General features: G+C 58.8%; 13 protein-coding genes and 1 riboswitch. Of the genes, 8 read left to right on the top strand and 5 right to left on the bottom strand.

The window, feature by feature from the left end; translation table 11 throughout:
* Window positions 1-2: 2 nt before the first annotated feature.
* Genes cyoB through cyoE form a run of 4 tightly spaced genes read left to right on the top strand, consistent with a single transcriptional unit; the run spans window position 3 to window position 3,850 of the window.
* Entirely contained in the window at window positions 3-2,030 is a 2,028-nt protein-coding gene (gene cyoB / locus AC13CY_RS11960; protein ID WP_483052573.1) for a cytochrome o ubiquinol oxidase subunit I, read from the top strand.
* Window positions 2,030-2,641: a cytochrome o ubiquinol oxidase subunit III gene (cyoC, locus tag AC13CY_RS11955; protein ID WP_044629016.1), complete on the top strand. Its 612-nt coding sequence runs from the start codon at window positions 2,030-2,032 to the stop codon at window positions 2,639-2,641. The genes cyoB and cyoC overlap by 1 nt, the downstream gene beginning before the upstream one ends.
* Before the next feature lies 1 nt (window position 2,642).
* Complete coding sequence (gene cyoD, locus AC13CY_RS11950; RefSeq protein WP_044629017.1) at window positions 2,643-2,969, top strand: cytochrome o ubiquinol oxidase subunit IV; 327 nt, start codon at window positions 2,643-2,645, stop codon at window positions 2,967-2,969.
* Window positions 2,927-3,850, top strand: a complete 924-nt coding sequence (cyoE, locus tag AC13CY_RS11945; protein ID WP_253016901.1) for a heme o synthase — start codon at window positions 2,927-2,929, stop codon at window positions 3,848-3,850. Before cyoD ends, cyoE begins: the two co-directional genes overlap by 43 nt.
* 95 nt (window positions 3,851-3,945) lie before the next feature.
* On the opposite strand, the gene pta is transcribed toward cyoE, so the two are convergent.
* Both pta and AC13CY_RS11935 read right to left on the bottom strand, forming a co-directional pair.
* Window positions 3,946-6,129 (bottom strand): phosphate acetyltransferase, encoded by a 2,184-nt coding sequence (gene pta / locus AC13CY_RS11940; protein WP_483052572.1) that lies wholly within the window; start codon window positions 6,127-6,129, stop codon window positions 3,946-3,948.
* A complete protein-coding gene (locus AC13CY_RS11935) occupies window positions 6,126-7,310 on the bottom strand; it encodes an acetate/propionate family kinase (RefSeq protein WP_335589747.1) in 1,185 nt (394 codons plus the stop codon). The genes pta and AC13CY_RS11935 overlap by 4 nt, the downstream gene beginning before the upstream one ends.
* Before the next feature lie 153 nt (window positions 7,311-7,463).
* On the opposite strand from AC13CY_RS11935, the gene AC13CY_RS11930 reads away from it, so the two are divergent.
* The 4 genes from AC13CY_RS11930 (at window position 7,464) to AC13CY_RS11915 (ending at window position 11,380) form a co-directional block, all read left to right on the top strand.
* The gene (locus tag AC13CY_RS11930; RefSeq protein ID WP_058575965.1) at window positions 7,464-8,384 is read left to right on the top strand and encodes an EamA family transporter; all 921 of its coding nucleotides are present in this window, start codon (window positions 7,464-7,466) and stop codon (window positions 8,382-8,384) included.
* A gap of 131 nt (window positions 8,385-8,515) precedes the next feature.
* A complete protein-coding gene (locus AC13CY_RS11925) occupies window positions 8,516-9,025 on the top strand; it encodes a porin family protein (RefSeq protein WP_058575966.1) in 510 nt (169 codons plus the stop codon).
* A gap of 185 nt (window positions 9,026-9,210) precedes the next feature.
* Window positions 9,211-10,272: an HlyD family secretion protein gene (locus tag AC13CY_RS11920; protein WP_074210920.1), complete on the top strand. Its 1,062-nt coding sequence runs from the start codon at window positions 9,211-9,213 to the stop codon at window positions 10,270-10,272.
* Complete coding sequence (locus AC13CY_RS11915; RefSeq protein WP_483052571.1) at window positions 10,262-11,380, top strand: DUF2955 domain-containing protein; 1,119 nt, start codon at window positions 10,262-10,264, stop codon at window positions 11,378-11,380. Before AC13CY_RS11920 ends, AC13CY_RS11915 begins: the two co-directional genes overlap by 11 nt.
* Window positions 11,381-11,593: 213 nt before the next feature.
* Here the strand turns inward: AC13CY_RS11915 and thiC are convergent, their stop codons facing one another.
* From thiC to AC13CY_RS11900, 3 genes are all read right to left on the bottom strand, one after another.
* Window positions 11,594-13,510, bottom strand: coding sequence for a phosphomethylpyrimidine synthase ThiC (thiC, locus tag AC13CY_RS11910; RefSeq protein ID WP_483052570.1), 1,917 nt, complete (start codon window positions 13,508-13,510; stop codon window positions 11,594-11,596).
* 25 nt (window positions 13,511-13,535) lie between these two features.
* Complete coding sequence (gene tenA / locus AC13CY_RS11905) at window positions 13,536-14,204, bottom strand: thiaminase II (protein ID WP_483052569.1); 669 nt, start codon at window positions 14,202-14,204, stop codon at window positions 13,536-13,538.
* A gap of 86 nt (window positions 14,205-14,290) precedes the next feature.
* A riboswitch (TPP riboswitch) is annotated at window positions 14,291-14,422 on the bottom strand.
* 91 nt (window positions 14,423-14,513) lie between these two features.
* Entirely contained in the window at window positions 14,514-15,458 is a 945-nt protein-coding gene (locus AC13CY_RS11900) for an integron integrase (protein WP_213262290.1), read from the bottom strand.
* Window positions 15,459-15,678: the final 220 nt, after the last annotated feature.

The raw sequence follows: 15,678 nt of genomic DNA, 5'->3' as shown, positions 1-15,678 counted from the left end.
GCATGTTTGGAAAACTCACGTTAGAAGCCATTCCATACCACGAACCGATCATTATGGTCGTTGCCGCCTTTATGGCGATTGGGGGTACCGCGCTACTAGGCGCACTGACATACTACCGAAAATGGGGCTGGCTGTGGAACGAGTGGTTCACCTCCGTTGATCACAAAAAGCTCGGCATTATGTACTTTGTGGTGGCCTTGGTGATGCTGCTACGCGGCTTTGCCGATGCGATTATGATGCGTACCCAGTTGGCCATGGCGGCCGGTGGGGCTGCTGGTTATCTCCCTCCTGAACACTACGATCAGATCTTTACCGCCCACGGCGTAATCATGATCTTCTTCGTTGCGATGCCCATGGTCATCGGCCTGATGAACCTGGTGGTGCCGCTGCAAATCGGCGCCCGCGACGTTGCTTTCCCGTTTTTGAATAACCTGAGTTTCTGGCTGTTCGCTGTCTCGGCGATTTTGGTCAATATTTCCCTCGTGGTAGGGGAGTTCGCCAAAACCGGCTGGCTCGCTTATGCGCCTTTATCGGGGATAGAGTTTAGCCCTGGGGTGGGGGTCGATTACTGGATATGGGCACTGCAAATATCCGGGATAGGCACCACGCTCACCGGCATTAATTTCTTCGTTACCATTCTGAAAATGCGCACCAAAGGCATGACCCTGTTTCGCATGCCGATTTTTACCTGGACGTCGCTGTGCGCCAACGTCCTGATTATTGCCTCGTTCCCGATTCTGACTGCGACCATCGCGCTGCTAACGCTTGACCGCTACTTCGGTATGCACTTCTTCACCAATGACTTTGGCGGCAACATGATGATGTACGTCAACCTCATCTGGGCCTGGGGCCACCCGGAAGTGTACATTCTGATCCTGCCCGCCTTTGGCGTGTTCTCGGAAGTCATCGCGACCTTCGCCCGTAAGCGCCTGTTCGGTTACAAGACCATGGTGTGGGCCACCGTGGCCATCACGCTGCTGTCGTTCATCGTCTGGTTGCACCACTTCTTCACCATGGGCGCCGGGGCCAACGTCAATGCCTTCTTCGGCATCATGACGATGATCATTGCCATCCCCACCGGGGTGAAGGTGTTCAACTGGCTGTTTACCATCTTCCGCGGCAGCCTGGAGCTGACCTCGCCAGTGCTATGGACCCTGGGCTTCATCATCACCTTTACCCTAGGCGGTATGACCGGCGTGATGCTGGCGCTGCCAGCAGCCAACTTCGTCCTGCACAACAGCCTGTTCGTGATTGCCCACTTCCACAACGTGATCATTGGCGGCGTGGTGTTCGGCATGATGGCGGGCCTGACCTACTGGTTCCCCAAAGCGTTCGGCTTCACGCTGAGCGAGAAGTGGGGCAAGCGCTCGTTCTGGTGCTGGTTCATCGGCTTCTACGTCGCGTTCATGCCGCTCTACGTGCTGAGCTTCTTCGGTGCCGTGCGCCGTATGCAGTCCTACGCGAATCCTGAGTGGCAACCCTGGATGATTCTGGCCTGGGTAGGTGCCGTGATCATCATGATGGGGATTGCCTGCACCATCATTCAGTTCTGGGTCAGTATCCGCGACCGCAAGCTGAATGCCGACCTAACCGGCGACCCCTGGGATGGTCGCACGCTGGAGTGGTCCATCTCGTCGCCTGCACCGTTCTACAACTTCGCGCGCCTGCCGGAAGTCGGCGACATCGACAGCTTCTGGTCGCAAAAGCAGCGTAGCAACGAGCAGTTGGACGAAGCGCCCTACACCGATATTCACATGCCGCGCAATACCGTGGCGGGTCCGGTGATTAGCTTCTTCGCGCTGATTCTAGGCTTTGCGCTAGTGTGGCATATCTGGTGGTTGGCAGCCGTGGGTGCATTGGGCATCGTCGTCAGTTTCATCGCCCGTGTATTCAACGAAGATATCGACTACTACGTGCCCGCTGCCGAAGTAGAGCGCATCGAGCGCGCGCACGAAAAGCGCAAAACGTCTGCGTCGAGCAGCGCAGCGTCTGACCGTGAACAGACCAACTATGTGGAGGCACGCGCGTAATGGCCACCGATACTCTACATCATGGCGCCGCGTCCGAGCCCCATGAGCACCACGACGCGACCGGCACGAAAGTATTTGGCTTCTGGGTCTACTTGATGAGTGACCTGGTGATCTTCGGGTCACTGTTCGCTACCTACGCCGTGCTGATGAAAGGCACGGCCGCCGGGCCAACGGCGGCAGATATTTTTGAGCTGCCCTTTGTGCTGGTCGAAACCTTCCTGCTGCTGTTCAGTAGCTTCACCTTTGGTATGGGCGTACTGGCGATGAACGCCGAGCGCGTCGGCCAAGTAAAAGCGTGGCTGGCGATCACCTTCTTGCTCGGTGCCGCGTTCGTCGGTATGGAAGTGTACGAGTTTCAGCACTTGATTCATCAGGGCTACGGCCCTGATCAGAGCGCGTTTCTCTCGTCCTTCTTTACCCTGGTCGGCACCCACGGCCTCCACGTGACCGTTGGTTTGGTGTGGATTCTAGTGATGCTCGTGCAGCTTTCGACCAAGGGCATCACCCCGATGACACGTCCGCGGATTCTGTGCCTGAGCCTGTTCTGGCACTTCCTGGACATCGTGTGGATCTGCGTCTTCTCGTTCGTTTATCTGATGGGAGTGCTGTGACATGAGTCATTCATCATCTTCAACGTCTTCCCACGGCAGCGTTAAATCGTATGTGACGGGGCTTCTGCTATCTTTAGTGCTAACCGTGATTCCGTTCGCGGTCGTTATGAGCGGTGCGTTGAGCACCGCCACGACGGTGGTGGTCATCGCTATAACAGCCGTGCTGCAGATTTTGGTCCAGCTGGTCATGTTTATGCATATGAATACCAAAGCCGACGAAGGCTGGAACGTGATGTCCTTCGTTTTCACACTGACGATACTCGTCCTGGTGGTAGGGGGCTCGTTATGGATCATGCAGCATCTGCATCTCAACATGATGATCGGCTAAACGTGGCACCGAGCCGCTGGCGCGACGTGCTGGCGCTCACTAAGCCGGGGATCATTGGTGGCAACTTGATTGCGACCTTGGGCGGCTACTTTTTAGCCGCTCACGGCACCTTCGATTGGGTCACCTTTGCCTCGGTGATGATGGGCATTGCCCTGGTGATTGCTTCGGGCTGCGCCTGTAACAACGTCATCGACCGGGATATTGATGCACTGATGGCGCGTACGCGCCATCGCCCTCTGGCCAAGGGGCGCATCTCGATCACCCAGGCGCTGGGCATTTCAGCGCTGTTGGGGGTGGCCGGTGTTGTCTGCTTGGCGCTGGGCACCAACGGGTTGACGGTGGCGCTGGCGGTAATCGGCTGGGGCGTCTACGTGGGGGTGTATAGCCTCTACATGAAGCGCCACTCCGAGTACGGCACGCTGGTGGGCAGTCTCTCTGGCGCCATGCCGCCGGTAGTGGGGTACTGCGCGGTCACGGGGCAGTTCGACAGCGGCGCGTTCATGCTGCTGGTGATTTTCTGCTTGTGGCAAATGCCGCACTCCTACGCCATCGCGATTTTCCGCTACGCCGATTATCGCCGTGCGTCGATACCCGTGCTGCCGGTGGTTCACGGTATCAAACGTGCCAAACACCATATTCTGGGCTATATCGTGGCCTTCATTCCCGCGTCACTGGCGCTGGTACTGGCCAGCCAAGCGGGCGCAGGCTACCTGTGCGTGGCGCTCACCATGGGGGGCTACTGGCTCTACTTGGCGCTGTGTGGCTATCGATTAGAAGACGACGTGCGCTGGGCGAAGAAAGTATTCGGAGTGTCGATTTTGACTATCACCGCCATGAGCTTAGTGATGGTGCTGGAGGCGATGGTACCCATGTGGGCGTGATACCTCCGAACAATTAAACCTGACGCAAAACCAAAACGCCCCGAACAGTTGACCGTTCGGGGCGTTGCTTTTAGCGCGTATAGACCGGTGAGTACTTAGCCTTCCCGCTGACTGGCCTGGATCGCGGTGAGGGCGATGGTGTAGACGATGTCATCCACCAGAGCGCCGCGCGACAGGTCGTTCACCGGCTTGTTCAAACCCTGCAGCATCGGGCCGACGCTGACTACCCGGGCGCTACGCTGAACGGCTTTGTAGGTCGTGTTGCCGGTGTTGAGATCGGGGAACACGAACACCGTTGCCTTGCCCGCCACGGGGGAGTCGGGGGCTTTCTGCTTGCCCACGCTTTCGATGGCGGCGGCGTCGTACTGCAGCGGGCCGTCGATAGCGAGATGCGGTGCGCGCTCCTTGGCGATGCGGGTCGCTTCACGCACTTTATCCACATCCGCACCGGTGCCGGAGTCGCCAGTGGAGTAGCTGATCATTGCCACGCGGGGCTCGATGCCAAACGCTTCAGCAGAGCGGGCGCTTTGCAGGGCAATTTCGGCAAGCGTTTCGGCATCCGGGTCTGGGTTCACCGCGCAGTCGCCGTACACCACCACCTGTTCCGGCAGCAGCATAAAGAAGATCGAAGAGACCTGGTTGTACTCAGGCGCCGTTTTGATTAGCTGAAACGCCGGGCGAACAGTGTTGGCGGTGGTGTGCACCGCCCCTGACACCAGCCCATCGACTTCATCCAGCTGCAGCATCATGGTGCCCAGCACTACCGTATCTTGAAGCTGTGCTTCGGCGGTTAGCTCGTTCAGTTTGCCGCGTCGACGATCCACCATGGGGCCGATGTAGCGGGCGCGGGTGCTTTCCGGGTCGATGATGGTCAGCGCATCGGGCAGCGTGAGGCCACGGTGATGGGCGACGCTCTCGATATCTTCCCGTTTGCCCAACAGCACGCAGTCGGCAATGCCGCGACGCTGGCAGATGATCGCCGCTTCGATGGTGCGCGGCTCGTCGCCTTCCGGCAGCACGATGCGCTTTTTGGCTTGCTGAGCAAGCTTCACCAACTGGTGGCGGAACGCCGAGGGTGAGAGGCGGCGGGTGTAGCCACGGCTCAGCTTGGCTTTCAGCCACTCCAAATCCATGTGGGCAGCCACGTAGCGGGCCACCTGCTCGGCGCGCTCGAAGTCATCCATGGGGATTTCGGTGCTGAGCTGGCTCAGGTTCTGCGCCGTGGTCAGGCTGTCGGTTTCTACCGCCAGCACCGGCAAGCCGGTTTTCAGCGCTGGGCGGCACATCTCGATCATGCCCTCGTTGGGCAAGAAACCGTTGGTGAGCAAAACGCCCGCCAGCTGGGTGCCGTTCATGGTGGCCAGCGCGGAGGCCAGCACCACATCGTCACGGTCGCCGGAGGCCACGACCAAGCTGCCCGGGGTGAAGATATGCAGCGCATTGGCCGCACTTCGGGCGCACAGGCTGGTAGATAGCACGCGGCGGCTGGCGGCTTCGCCTTCGTTGAGCATCTTGGCATTCAGCGCCCGGGCCACGTCCAGCGTGCGCGGGGCACTCAGAGTTTTGCTGTAAGGCACTACGCCAATCAGGTGGAAGCGGTCGGTGGCCAGCGCCGGGGAGTAGCGGCGCAGCTCGTTGAGCACCGGCTCTTCCAGCTGCGGTTTGATGGTGCCCGGCGCGGCCGAAAGGTCATCTTCCTGGCCGTAGGGCAGGTTCTTCATGCGCATCAGAATGCCGCCCAAGGTGCGGCTAGAGCTAACGCCGCCAAAACTGCGGGCGTGCATATCCAACTCTTCGGCCAGCGCCTGGGGTTCGTTGAGATCCCCGGTGCCCACCAGAATGATCCGTGCGTTCAGCGCATGCGCGAGCTGCGCATTGGTTTGGGTAGCGTAGGTGGTGTGCTGGGTCGGCACCACGCCTTCCACCACGATCAGATCCAGCGCGCTGCCGTCTCGGTAGGCCTGCTGCACCACCTGCTCGTAGAGCTCGATGACGTTTTCCATCAGCTCGTCGGTTTGGTCGTCGCGCAGCAGCCGCTCCAGGCGTGCCTGGGAAATAGGCGAGGGCGGGCGCTGGTTCAGCGTCCGCGAGACCAGCGCCGTCGAGCGGTCAAGGCCCGGGCCGTTCAGCTCGTTCTGCATGAACGGCTTCAGAAAGCCGGCTTTCAGGCCAATGGTGTCCAGCGCCTGAATCAGGCCCAGACAGGCCGAGGTCAAGCCTGCCCCCATGCTGGTGGGGACAAGCAGAATGGCTTGGGGTTGCTCGGGGGAGCTGTTCATTCAGGGGTCTCCACGCAGTGGCGGGTTTCCATGGCAATGCGGCCCTCTTCATCGGTGGGGATCACCCACACTTCCGGGCCTTGATGACCAGCGCTATCCAGCTTGCCCTCTTTGCCACGGATGGTGGCTTCATTGGCCGCTTCATCTAAGCTGAAACCAAAGTGGGGCAGCAGGGCCAGCACTTCACGACGTACGATAGGCGAGTTTTCGCCAATACCGCCAGTGAAGATCACGCCGTCTAACTTAGGTAATGCACAAGACAGCGCCGCCAGGGATTTGGCAATGCGGTAACAGAAGACGTCCAGCGCCAACTTGGCGCCAGGGTGCCCGGCCATGGCTTGGTCTTCTACTTCGCGCATATCGTTGGTCAGGCCGGAAAGCCCCAGCAGGCCGCTCTGCTTGTTCAGTACGTTATCGATTTCATCTAGCGACCAACCTAACTGGCGGTGCAGATGCGCATGCAGGCCGGGATCCACGTCGCCGCTGCGGGTGCCCATCACCAGGCCTTCCAGCGGGGTAAGGCCCATGCTGGTATCCAGGCTCTGGTTGTTCCACACGGCGCTGGTGGAGCAGCCGTTGCCCAGGTGAGCGGTAAGCCAGCCGCCTGCGCCACGGCTGCTCAGCTCGCCAGCGCGCTGGCTAACAAAGGCGTGGCTGGTACCGTGAAAACCGTAGCGGCGAATGCCGTGCTCGGTGTAAAGCGCTTCCGGCAATGCGTAACGGTAGGCGCGGGGTGGCAGCGTTTGGTGGAAGGCGGTATCGAATACAGCTACTTGCGGCAGTTCTGGAAACACCTTGCGGGTAGCGGCAATGCCCGCCAAGTTAGCCGGGTTATGCAGCGGTGCTAAGGCAGCGGTGGTCTCGATGGCCTCGATCACACTGTCATCGATCAGCGCTGCTTGGGTGAAGTGCTCGCCACCATGAACGATGCGGTGGCCCACGGCCCCCGGTACGCGACCTTCCAAACGCTGAAGAATGGCGTTCAAGGCGTCGGCGTGGTCAGCATTCGGCAGCGGTTGGGTAAAGCTTTCACCGGCGCTGTCTTTACCTTTCAAGCGGGCGTCGCTGCTGCCTAAGCGCTCCGCTAGCCCGGCCAAGCGTGGTGCCTGCGGGTCCGCATCGATCAAAGCGTATTTAATAGAAGAAGAGCCACAGTTAATGACCAGCACCGGTGCGTTCATAACCACCTTTGTAACGTAATGAGGAAGTTAAGGGAATAGACTTTAGTTTAACATGCTGCGACGCGGAAAATCAGCGAAGAATTTAGTTAGCCTTCTATGTAAAATGTCGGCATCCTGTTCCTTATATAACCAATCGTGAGCCGTTTTGTTCCTATGTCCTCAATTTCAAGCCCCACACTGCTACCCCGACATCTCGCTATTCTGCTGATGATGACGGTGGCGACGATGTTCGCTGCTAACCACGTCTCAGCTCGGCTGGCGTTTGATAATGGCACAGGATTGCTCTTAGCGGTGTTGATGCGCTCAGGCGTGGCTTGCTTGATTCTGCTTTCCTTGGTGATTCTTCAGAAAAAACGCCTTTGGCTGCCTCCGGGAGCGTGGCGCTGGCAGCTCGCGGTGGGGCTTCTTATTACGCTGCAAAGTGTCAGCTTATATTCCGCCGTGGCGCGCTTGCCGGTGGTGATTGCGCTGCTGCTAGTGAATACCTTTCCTATTCAACTGGCGCTGATTAGTTGGGCGCTGGGCGGCCCTCGGCCATCGCTGCGCAGTTGCTTGATTATGGGCACCATTCTGATTGGCCTGTTGGTGGTGCTGGATATTCCTAGCTGGGTGGCCAACGCCGATGCCATGGGGCCGGAGTGGCTGGCAGGCATTGGCTTTGGTCTGTTTGCCGCGTTCGCGTTTGCCTGTGCGCTGTGGGTGACCGAGCATCGCTTGGCCGGGGTAGGCAGCACGCTGCGCAGCCTGCTGACTATGCAAACCGTGTTTATCGCCATGATTATTGGTGGGTTTTTAGGGGCGGTGCCGGGCGGTATGAGCCTGCCGGACAACAGCACCGGCTGGGTAGGTCTAACGCTGCTGGCGTTGCTGTACGGTAGCGGGTTCTCGATTCTGTTTATTTTCGTACCCCGGCTGGATATGGCCCGCAACGCACCAGTGATGAATTTCGAGCCGGTGGCGTCGCTGCTAATTGCCTATCTGGTGCTTGGGCAAATGCTCAGCCCTAGCCAGCTAGTGGGAGGCGCGGTGGTGGTCGGAGGTATTGTCGTGCTGAGCCTTTCCAAAGGGCGCTAGAAAACGTCATCAACAGTGCAAGAAAAAAGGAAACTCGATGCAAGCATGAGAGGGTCAATTGCGTTATTCATGGGCTTGGGCAATACTGCAAAAGCGTAAGGAAACACTGTTTTTTAACTGAGGTTTACCCCATGAAGATGACCGTCTTATCACTGACCTCCGCAGCGCTTCTGTTAGGTGCAGGTGCGTTTGCGGCATCCGCCCAAGCCCAAGAATCTTTCCAATACCCACAAGGATACGTGGGTGGCGATGCCATGTTTTGGAGCCTCAACCCTGACCGTGGCGACTCCCGTGACGATGTCGGCCTACGCCTGCGCGGTGGTGCCCAATTCAACGATTATTTCGCCCTCGAGGGCCACCTAGGCACCGGCGGTTCGGATCGCGGCGCCGATCTAGACCATCTGGCGGGTGCGTATGCTAAAGGCATCCTCCCGGTAGCGCCCAACTTCCGTCTTTACGGTTTAGCGGGTTTCTCCGAGGTCGAGATCAGCGATAATCGCGAAAGTGGTCTCTCTTACGGCGCGGGTGCCGAGATGGATATTGCTAACAACGTCTCGATTGGTGCCGACTACATGCGCTACCTGGACGAGTCCGCCTACGATTTCGATGCGGCGAGCGTAGGCCTTCGCTACCGCTTCTAACACGGCAAGCGTTTAGCGCTTATTCATCAAGGGAATAGGACCCCGCTGACCGAGCACAGACTCGGCAGCGGGGTTTTTTTACGATTATTGTTAGCGTGCTAATAAATTTGTTAGACTAAGGTATTCCATCTAACGCTACCCCGAGTGCACGTGACCGCTTGGGGGCCAGTGAACGAGTAATACCCATGACCCCTGATCAACGATTTACCCGCTGGGTGAAAATAGCCCTGGCGGCGTTTGTAGTGCTGTTCGTCTATTTCTTACTCGCCGATAGCTTTATGCCCATGACTCCGGAAGCGCGCGCGATGCGGCCCGTGACGCGTATTGCGCCGGAGCTCAGCGCGCCGGTGAAAGACGTGGTGGTGCGGGACCATCAGCGGGTGAACGCGGGCGATGTGCTGTTTCAGCTAGATACGACACCGTTCGAGCTGGCACGCCAGCAGGCTGCGCTGAATCGCGAGCAGGCCGAGCAGGAGAACGCTCGGCTAACCGCCGAATTGGCGGCGGCGCGAGCCTCGCTGGCATCAGCTCAAGCCACGTTCGAAGAGCGCAGCGGTGAGCGCCACCGCGCTGAGGCGTTGTTAGGGCGGCAGGGCATCTCCCGCCAGCAGTACGAGCAGCAAGTGGCCGCCGAGCATACGGCCCAAGCTGCCGTGGCGTTTGCCCGCGCGCAAATCGATAGCCTAGAAGTGCAGCTAGGTGAAGAGGGCGACGCCAACCTGCGGCTGCGCCAGGCCGACAATGCGCTCGCCCAAGCCGAGTTAAACGTGGCCCGTGCCACGGTAAGAGCGCGGGAGGCGGGCGAAGTCACCAACCTGCAGCTACAGCCGGGGGATTACGTACAGGCCGGCCAGCCCGCCGTGGCGCTGGTGGCCAGCCGTGTCGACGTCGTGGCCGATTTTCGCGAGAAAAGCTTGCGCCACGTGAAGGAAGGCGACGAAGCAACGGTGGTGTTCGATGCGCTGCCGGGACGACTGTTGGCAGGCCACGTGAGCGCGTTCGATGCCGGTGTGCGGGAAGGGCAGCAAGTGGCCGACGGGCAGCTGGTGGACATTCCGACCTCCGACCGCTGGGTGCGCGATGCCCAGCGGGTGCGTATTCACATCACGCTGGACGAGCCTTTGGGCGAGCTTCCGCCCAGCGGCGCGCGGGCCACGGTGCAGCTAGTGCCCGGCGAGCACGCGCTGGCCAAGCCGTTTGCCTGGCTGCAGGCTCGGCTCGTGAGCTGGCTTCATTATGTCTACTAAATCGCCTACTCAATCAAGTGCGCGTACGGGAACATCCGCTACGCGCTCAGTGCCCGCTTCCTCGGCGCTCAGTCAGAATGGGTTTAGCCAGAACGGACTTAGCCAAAACGGACTGCGCCAGTGCCTGCGGGTCGCGGGCGGCGGCACCTTGGGGTTCATCATCAGCCAATTGATGGGCTGGAATTACGGCGTCTTCTTTACCGTATTCCCGATGTTCTTGCTGGGGTTGGTGCCGGTGCTGAATGGCTCGATCATTCGCCAGTTTCTCTCCAACGTGAGCCTCAACGTGCTGGAGGTGAGCCTGGTGGTCGGGCTGTTAAAACACATGCCCGTGGTGATGACGCTGGTAGTGCTGGGGCTGTTTTTGCTGCGTTTCAACTTAATGGCCAAAGGCCCGCTGTTTCTGTTTGGTGCCAACGGCGTGTTGACGCTCAGCATACTGCTGCACTTCGCCAGCTACTCCAGTGTGGATTTGAGCGACCTGTTGGCCAGCAACCTCATGGCCAGTGTGCTGGCGGTGTTCATCGCCATGCTGATGTACACCCTGTTCCCCGATAGGGAACCCCGCCAACCGCCACCCAGAGGCAGCAAATCGACGGCGCAAATCCGCCATGAAACCCTGATTGGCGGCATCACCGCCACGCTTTCGTTCGTAGTGTTTCAGGTGCTCGATCTGCGCGGGTCGCTCTCGGCGCAAATGGCCACCATCTTGATTCTGTTTACGCTGGGCTACTTTGGCGCGCAGGTGTCGGCGGCCAAGCGCGCGGTGGGCACGCTTTTGGGCTGTAACCTCGCGCTGGTGATGCAGCTGGCGCTCTACACCCAAAGCCACCACTTTGTGCTGGTGATTCTGCTTTATTGGCTGGGTTTGATGCTGTTTGCGCGGGAGCACATCTTGGAAGGCGGCGGTTCCGGCATCGGGTTTGGCGGGCTCACCACCATGGGCATTCTGTTCGGCCAGTCGTTGGGGCCACAGCAGGACTTGGTCTACAGCGCGCTGTATCGCTTTTCGTCCATGAGCATAGCGCTGATCGGCACGCTATCGGTGATGATTTGTCTGCACTATCTGCTCAACCGCTGGGAACCTACTCGCCTGCTCGAAAAGTAGTTGAGGTAATTTTTTAACGAGGCACTACGCTGAAAAGAGCCGCCGGGAAAGCCAAAGAAGCCGCCGGTAAGGCCACCGGCAGCAGCAAAGCCGAAGTCAAAGGCAAAGGCGATGCCAAGGAAGGGGCCAAGAAGAACAAGAAGAAAAAGTGATGCTTGTTGCGCAAAAGGAACAACCGGAGCCCATGATGGCTCCGGTTGGGGTGTCACAGGGCTACACCTCCTGGTACAGCGCGCTGCCTTCCCGGCGGAACTTCTCCGCCTGCTCCTGCATACCGCGCTTCACTGCTTCGGCATCGCTTTCGCTGGCGTTTTCCGGGGTGCGGTCGCGGTAGGTGTCACGTACTTCCTGGCTGATCTTCATGGAGCAGAACTTCGGCCCGCACATGGAGCAGAAGTGGGCTACCTTGGCGGAGTCTTTGGGTAGGGTTTCGTCGTGGTATTCACGGGCGGTGTCCGGGTCTAGCCCCAGGTTGAACTGGTCTTCCCAGCGGAACTCGAAGCGCGCTTTAGAGAGCGCGTTATCACGGCGCTGCGCCGCCGGATGGCCCTTGGCCAAATCCGCCGCGTGGGCGGCAATCTTGTAGGTGATGATGCCGGTTTTTACGTCATCTTTATTGGGCAGGCCCAAGTGCTCTTTCGGCGTCACGTAGCAGAGCATGGCGCAGCCAAACCAGCCGATCATCGCGGCACCAATGCCCGAGGTAATATGGTCGTAGCCGGGGGCGATATCGGTTACCAGCGGTCCCAAGGTGTAGAAGGGCGCTTCGTCGCAGTACTCCAGCTGCTTATCCATGTTCTCTTTCACCAGGTGCATGGGCACATGGCCAGGGCCTTCGATCATCACCTGCACATCGTGCTTCCAGGCAATGTGGGTGAGTTCGCCGAGGGTTTTCAGCTCCGCCATTTGCGCTTCATCGTTGGCATCGGCAATCGAACCGGGGCGCAGGCCGTCGCCGAGGGAGAACGCCACATCGTACTGCTTGCAGATCTCGCAGATCTCTTCGAAGTGGGTGTACAGGAAGCTCTCCTGATGGTGATACAAACACCACTTCGCCATGATGGAGCCGCCACGGCTGACGATACCGGTGACGCGGTTGGCGGTGAGCGGCACGTAACGCAGCAGTACCCCGGCGTGGATAGTGAAGTAATCCACCCCCTGTTCCGCCTGCTCGATCAGCGTATCGCGGAAGATCTCCCAGGTGAGGTTTTCGGCAATGCCGTTGACCTTCTCCAGTGCCTGATAAATGGGCACCGTGCCAATCGGCACCGGCGAGTTGCGGATGATCCACTCGCGGGTTTCATGGATGTTCTGGCCGGTGGAGAGATCCATGATGGTATCCGCACCCCAGCGGATGCCCCAGGTCATCTTGTCTACTTCCTCTTCAATGGAAGAGGTGACCGCCGAGTTACCCAGGTTGCCGTTGATCTTCACCAGGAAGTTGCGGCCAATGATCATCGGCTCGCTTTCCGGGTGGTTGATGTTGTTGGGAATGATTGCCCGGCCACGGGCCACCTCATCGCGCACGAACTCCGGGGTGATCTCCTTGGGCAGGCTAGCGCCGAAGCTCTGGCCCGCATGCTGATGGCCCAGAATGCGCTCTACCTCTGCCGTACCCAACGCCTGGCGGCGCTGGTTTTCCCGCAGGGCGATGAACTCCATTTCCGGCGTGATGATGCCCTGGCGGGCGTAGTGCAGCTGGGTCACGTTCTTGCCCGCTTTCGCCCGGCGGGGTGTGCGGCTTAAATCAAAGCGCAGCTGGGCAAGGGTGGGGTCGTTGGCGCGGCGCTGGCCGTACTGGCTGGTGGGGCCATCCAGAAACTCAGTGTCGTTGCGCTCTTCGATCCAGGCCCGGCGTAGCTCCGGCAGGCCCTGGCGCAAATCGATGTTGGCGCTGGGGTCGGTGTAGGGGCCGGAGGTGTCGTACACCAGCAGTGGCGGGTTCTGCTCATCTGCGCCGCTGGTTTTGGTGGGCGAGAGGGTGATTTCCCGAAACGGCACGCGAATATCCGGCCGCGAGCCTTCCACGTACACCTTGCGCGAGCCGGGCAGCGGCGCCACGGCGGCGGCATCGACCTGGGCGGTTTCGGCTAAAAAGTGTGCGGTGTTGCTTTTGACGGTCTTGGTCATGACGGTTGCTCTATGTTGTAGGAGATTATTCAGAAAGGTCTAAACCCATCTGCCAGAAGTCGATTTCCAGACGGGTGGCATCGCGGAAGATTTTGCTTAGCTCAGCAAAGCGGGCGGGGGTGACATCCGTCAAGCGGGCATCGAGCCACGCAAGCTCCGCCTGCATGGCGGCCTGGAACTCCTCGCCTTCGTACATGGCGATCCAGGCATCAAACGGGTTTTGCGCGCCGCGCAGCGTGGAAGGCTGCGCGTTCAGCCAGTTGGCGATTTCGCCGTAGCCCACCAGGCACGGGGCCAGCGCCACGTGCAAATCGAGCAGGTCGCCGCGGTTGCCGGTATCCAGCACATAGCGGGTGTAGGCCAGCGTAGCGCGGGCTTCGGGGAGTTCGGCAAGCTCCTGCTCGGAAATCCCCCACTCCTGACAAAAGCCCACGTGCAGGCCCAACTCCACGTCCACGATGGCTTTCATGCCTTCGTGGGCTTGGCGTAGATCTGCCAGGGTGGGGCTTTTGTAAGCGGCTAGCGCATAGGCGCGGGCGAAGTGGATCAAGAACAGATAATCCTGCTTCAGGTAGTGGCGAAACGATGCCTCAGGCAGCGTGGCGTTGCCCAGCTGGTGCACGAAATCGTGCTCGATGTAGGCGCGCCAATCTTGCTGGCAAGCAGTGGTGAGATCGGTAAAGCGGTAGCCCATATTGGATGCCTCCGGTGGTACAGCGAACCGGCGCACGGGCGAAGGGAGAGTGAGTTGGGGCAAGGTATCAGGTGAACACGGCGCACCCCCAACCACCGCTTGATTCCTACGCCGGTACTAGCCGGATCAGGTTCAACGGGCCCCGCCGTGACGACTTGCTGCAGCAGCCAGCCGTATAGCGATCTCAGCCGGTTCCACCGGCACCCCGTCAAGCAGTATTCAGCGCAGTGTAGGAGGCGAGAGGGGGAGATGCAAGGGGCGTTAGCTTGATCGAACACACGGGGTTCATGGAAGCATAACTGCCCTTCACTAACCCAATGGACTTCTGACACCCGCAAACCCATTGCCTAGCACATGGGTATATATTTGGGTGGTCTCGATACTTTTATGGCCCAGCAGCTCTTGAACAGTGCGAATGTCAGTACCTTGGCTTAGTAGCTGAGTGGCGAAACTGTGCCGCAAAGAGTGGCATGAGCCAGGGCGTGTTAAAGAAGATGAGCGCATGGCATATTTGACGGCTTTTTGGACGGCAGAGGCATGAATGTGATGTAGAACGACGCGCCCCCTCTCATCGAAGCAAGGCCTAGAGGAAGGGAAAAGCCACTGCCATGCAAGTGAAATACCCGCGTTCGGGTATTTACGGTCCAGAGCATATGGCAGTGACACAGGAGTAGCGTTGGCTTCAAGGCGAGCGTTCAGTTGTTGTTCTGCCATTTGTATATGCGTATGTAATGGCTGGACGCAAGAAGGCGGCAGTAGCGTGGTGCGGTCTTTGTTGCCTTTGCCTGCATACACCGTGATGATTTGCCTTGAGAAATCAATATCTTTGACGCGAAGCCGACAAGCTTCGGAGACACGTAAACCTGAGCCGTACATAAGTGAGGCCATGAGAAGCATAGAGCCAGACAAGTGCTGAAATACCTCCATTACTTCCTGATGGGAAAGCACCACTGGTAAGCGCTGAGGGCGCTTAGCTCGGCTAAATTGACCAATCTCGCCAAGCGGCTGGTCCAGCACATGGCGATAAAGGAAGACGATGGCATTGAGTGCTTGATTCTGTGTAGCCGCTGCCACGTGCCTTTCGATTGCCAGATACTCCAAAAATTGCCGTACTTCATGACCTGTTAGCGTGGCAGGGTGACGTAAGTTGTTGAACCGAATGTAAAATCGAATCCAGTAACAATAGGTTTTTTCGGTGCGTAAGCTATAGCGCTTGACCCTCATGGTTGCCTTGACGCGTTCCATCAGTTTCATGGGAGAATGCCTTAATAATGCTGTATGTAAAAACAGTATTATTGAGGCGAGCAAAACGCGCAAGCCTGCGAATTTTGGCTACATCGCCAAAATTCTCTTTGCACGCTGTAGAATCAATGAGGTAGATTCAATTTGGTGGCTATGAAACCTCAGTCATTGTGATGTCACGTTCATTGAGGTTTCATGGCAGGGCGTATAATCACTGTTAGGCTTTTCAGAG

This window comes from Vreelandella sp. L-15 (assembly GCF_056857635.1).
The sequence above is the reverse complement of the archived record's forward strand: the minus strand, read 5'-3'. Positions and strand labels throughout refer to the sequence as shown.

Bases quoted from the DNA above. Each gene is read 5' to 3' on its own strand.
- cyoB (WP_483052573.1), top strand. From the start codon at position 3: ATGTTTGGAAAACTCACGTTAGAAGCCATTCCATACCACGAACCGATC.
- cyoC (WP_044629016.1), top strand. From the start codon at position 2,030: ATGGCCACCGATACTCTACATCATGGCGCCGCGTCCGAGCCCCATGAG.
- cyoD (WP_044629017.1), top strand. From the start codon at position 2,643: ATGAGTCATTCATCATCTTCAACGTCTTCCCACGGCAGCGTTAAATCG.
- cyoE (WP_253016901.1), top strand. From the start codon at position 2,927: ATGGATCATGCAGCATCTGCATCTCAACATGATGATCGGCTAAACGTG.
- pta (WP_483052572.1), bottom strand. From the start codon at position 6,129: ATGAACAGCTCCCCCGAGCAACCCCAAGCCATTCTGCTTGTCCCCACC.
- AC13CY_RS11935 (WP_335589747.1), bottom strand. From the start codon at position 7,310: ATGAACGCACCGGTGCTGGTCATTAACTGTGGCTCTTCTTCTATTAAA.
- AC13CY_RS11930 (WP_058575965.1), top strand. From the start codon at position 7,464: ATGTCCTCAATTTCAAGCCCCACACTGCTACCCCGACATCTCGCTATT.
- AC13CY_RS11925 (WP_058575966.1), top strand. From the start codon at position 8,516: ATGAAGATGACCGTCTTATCACTGACCTCCGCAGCGCTTCTGTTAGGT.
- AC13CY_RS11920 (WP_074210920.1), top strand. From the start codon at position 9,211: ATGACCCCTGATCAACGATTTACCCGCTGGGTGAAAATAGCCCTGGCG.
- AC13CY_RS11915 (WP_483052571.1), top strand. From the start codon at position 10,262: ATGTCTACTAAATCGCCTACTCAATCAAGTGCGCGTACGGGAACATCC.
- thiC (WP_483052570.1), bottom strand. From the start codon at position 13,510: ATGACCAAGACCGTCAAAAGCAACACCGCACACTTTTTAGCCGAAACC.
- tenA (WP_483052569.1), bottom strand. From the start codon at position 14,204: ATGGGCTACCGCTTTACCGATCTCACCACTGCTTGCCAGCAAGATTGG.
- AC13CY_RS11900 (WP_213262290.1), bottom strand. From the start codon at position 15,458: ATGAAACTGATGGAACGCGTCAAGGCAACCATGAGGGTCAAGCGCTAT.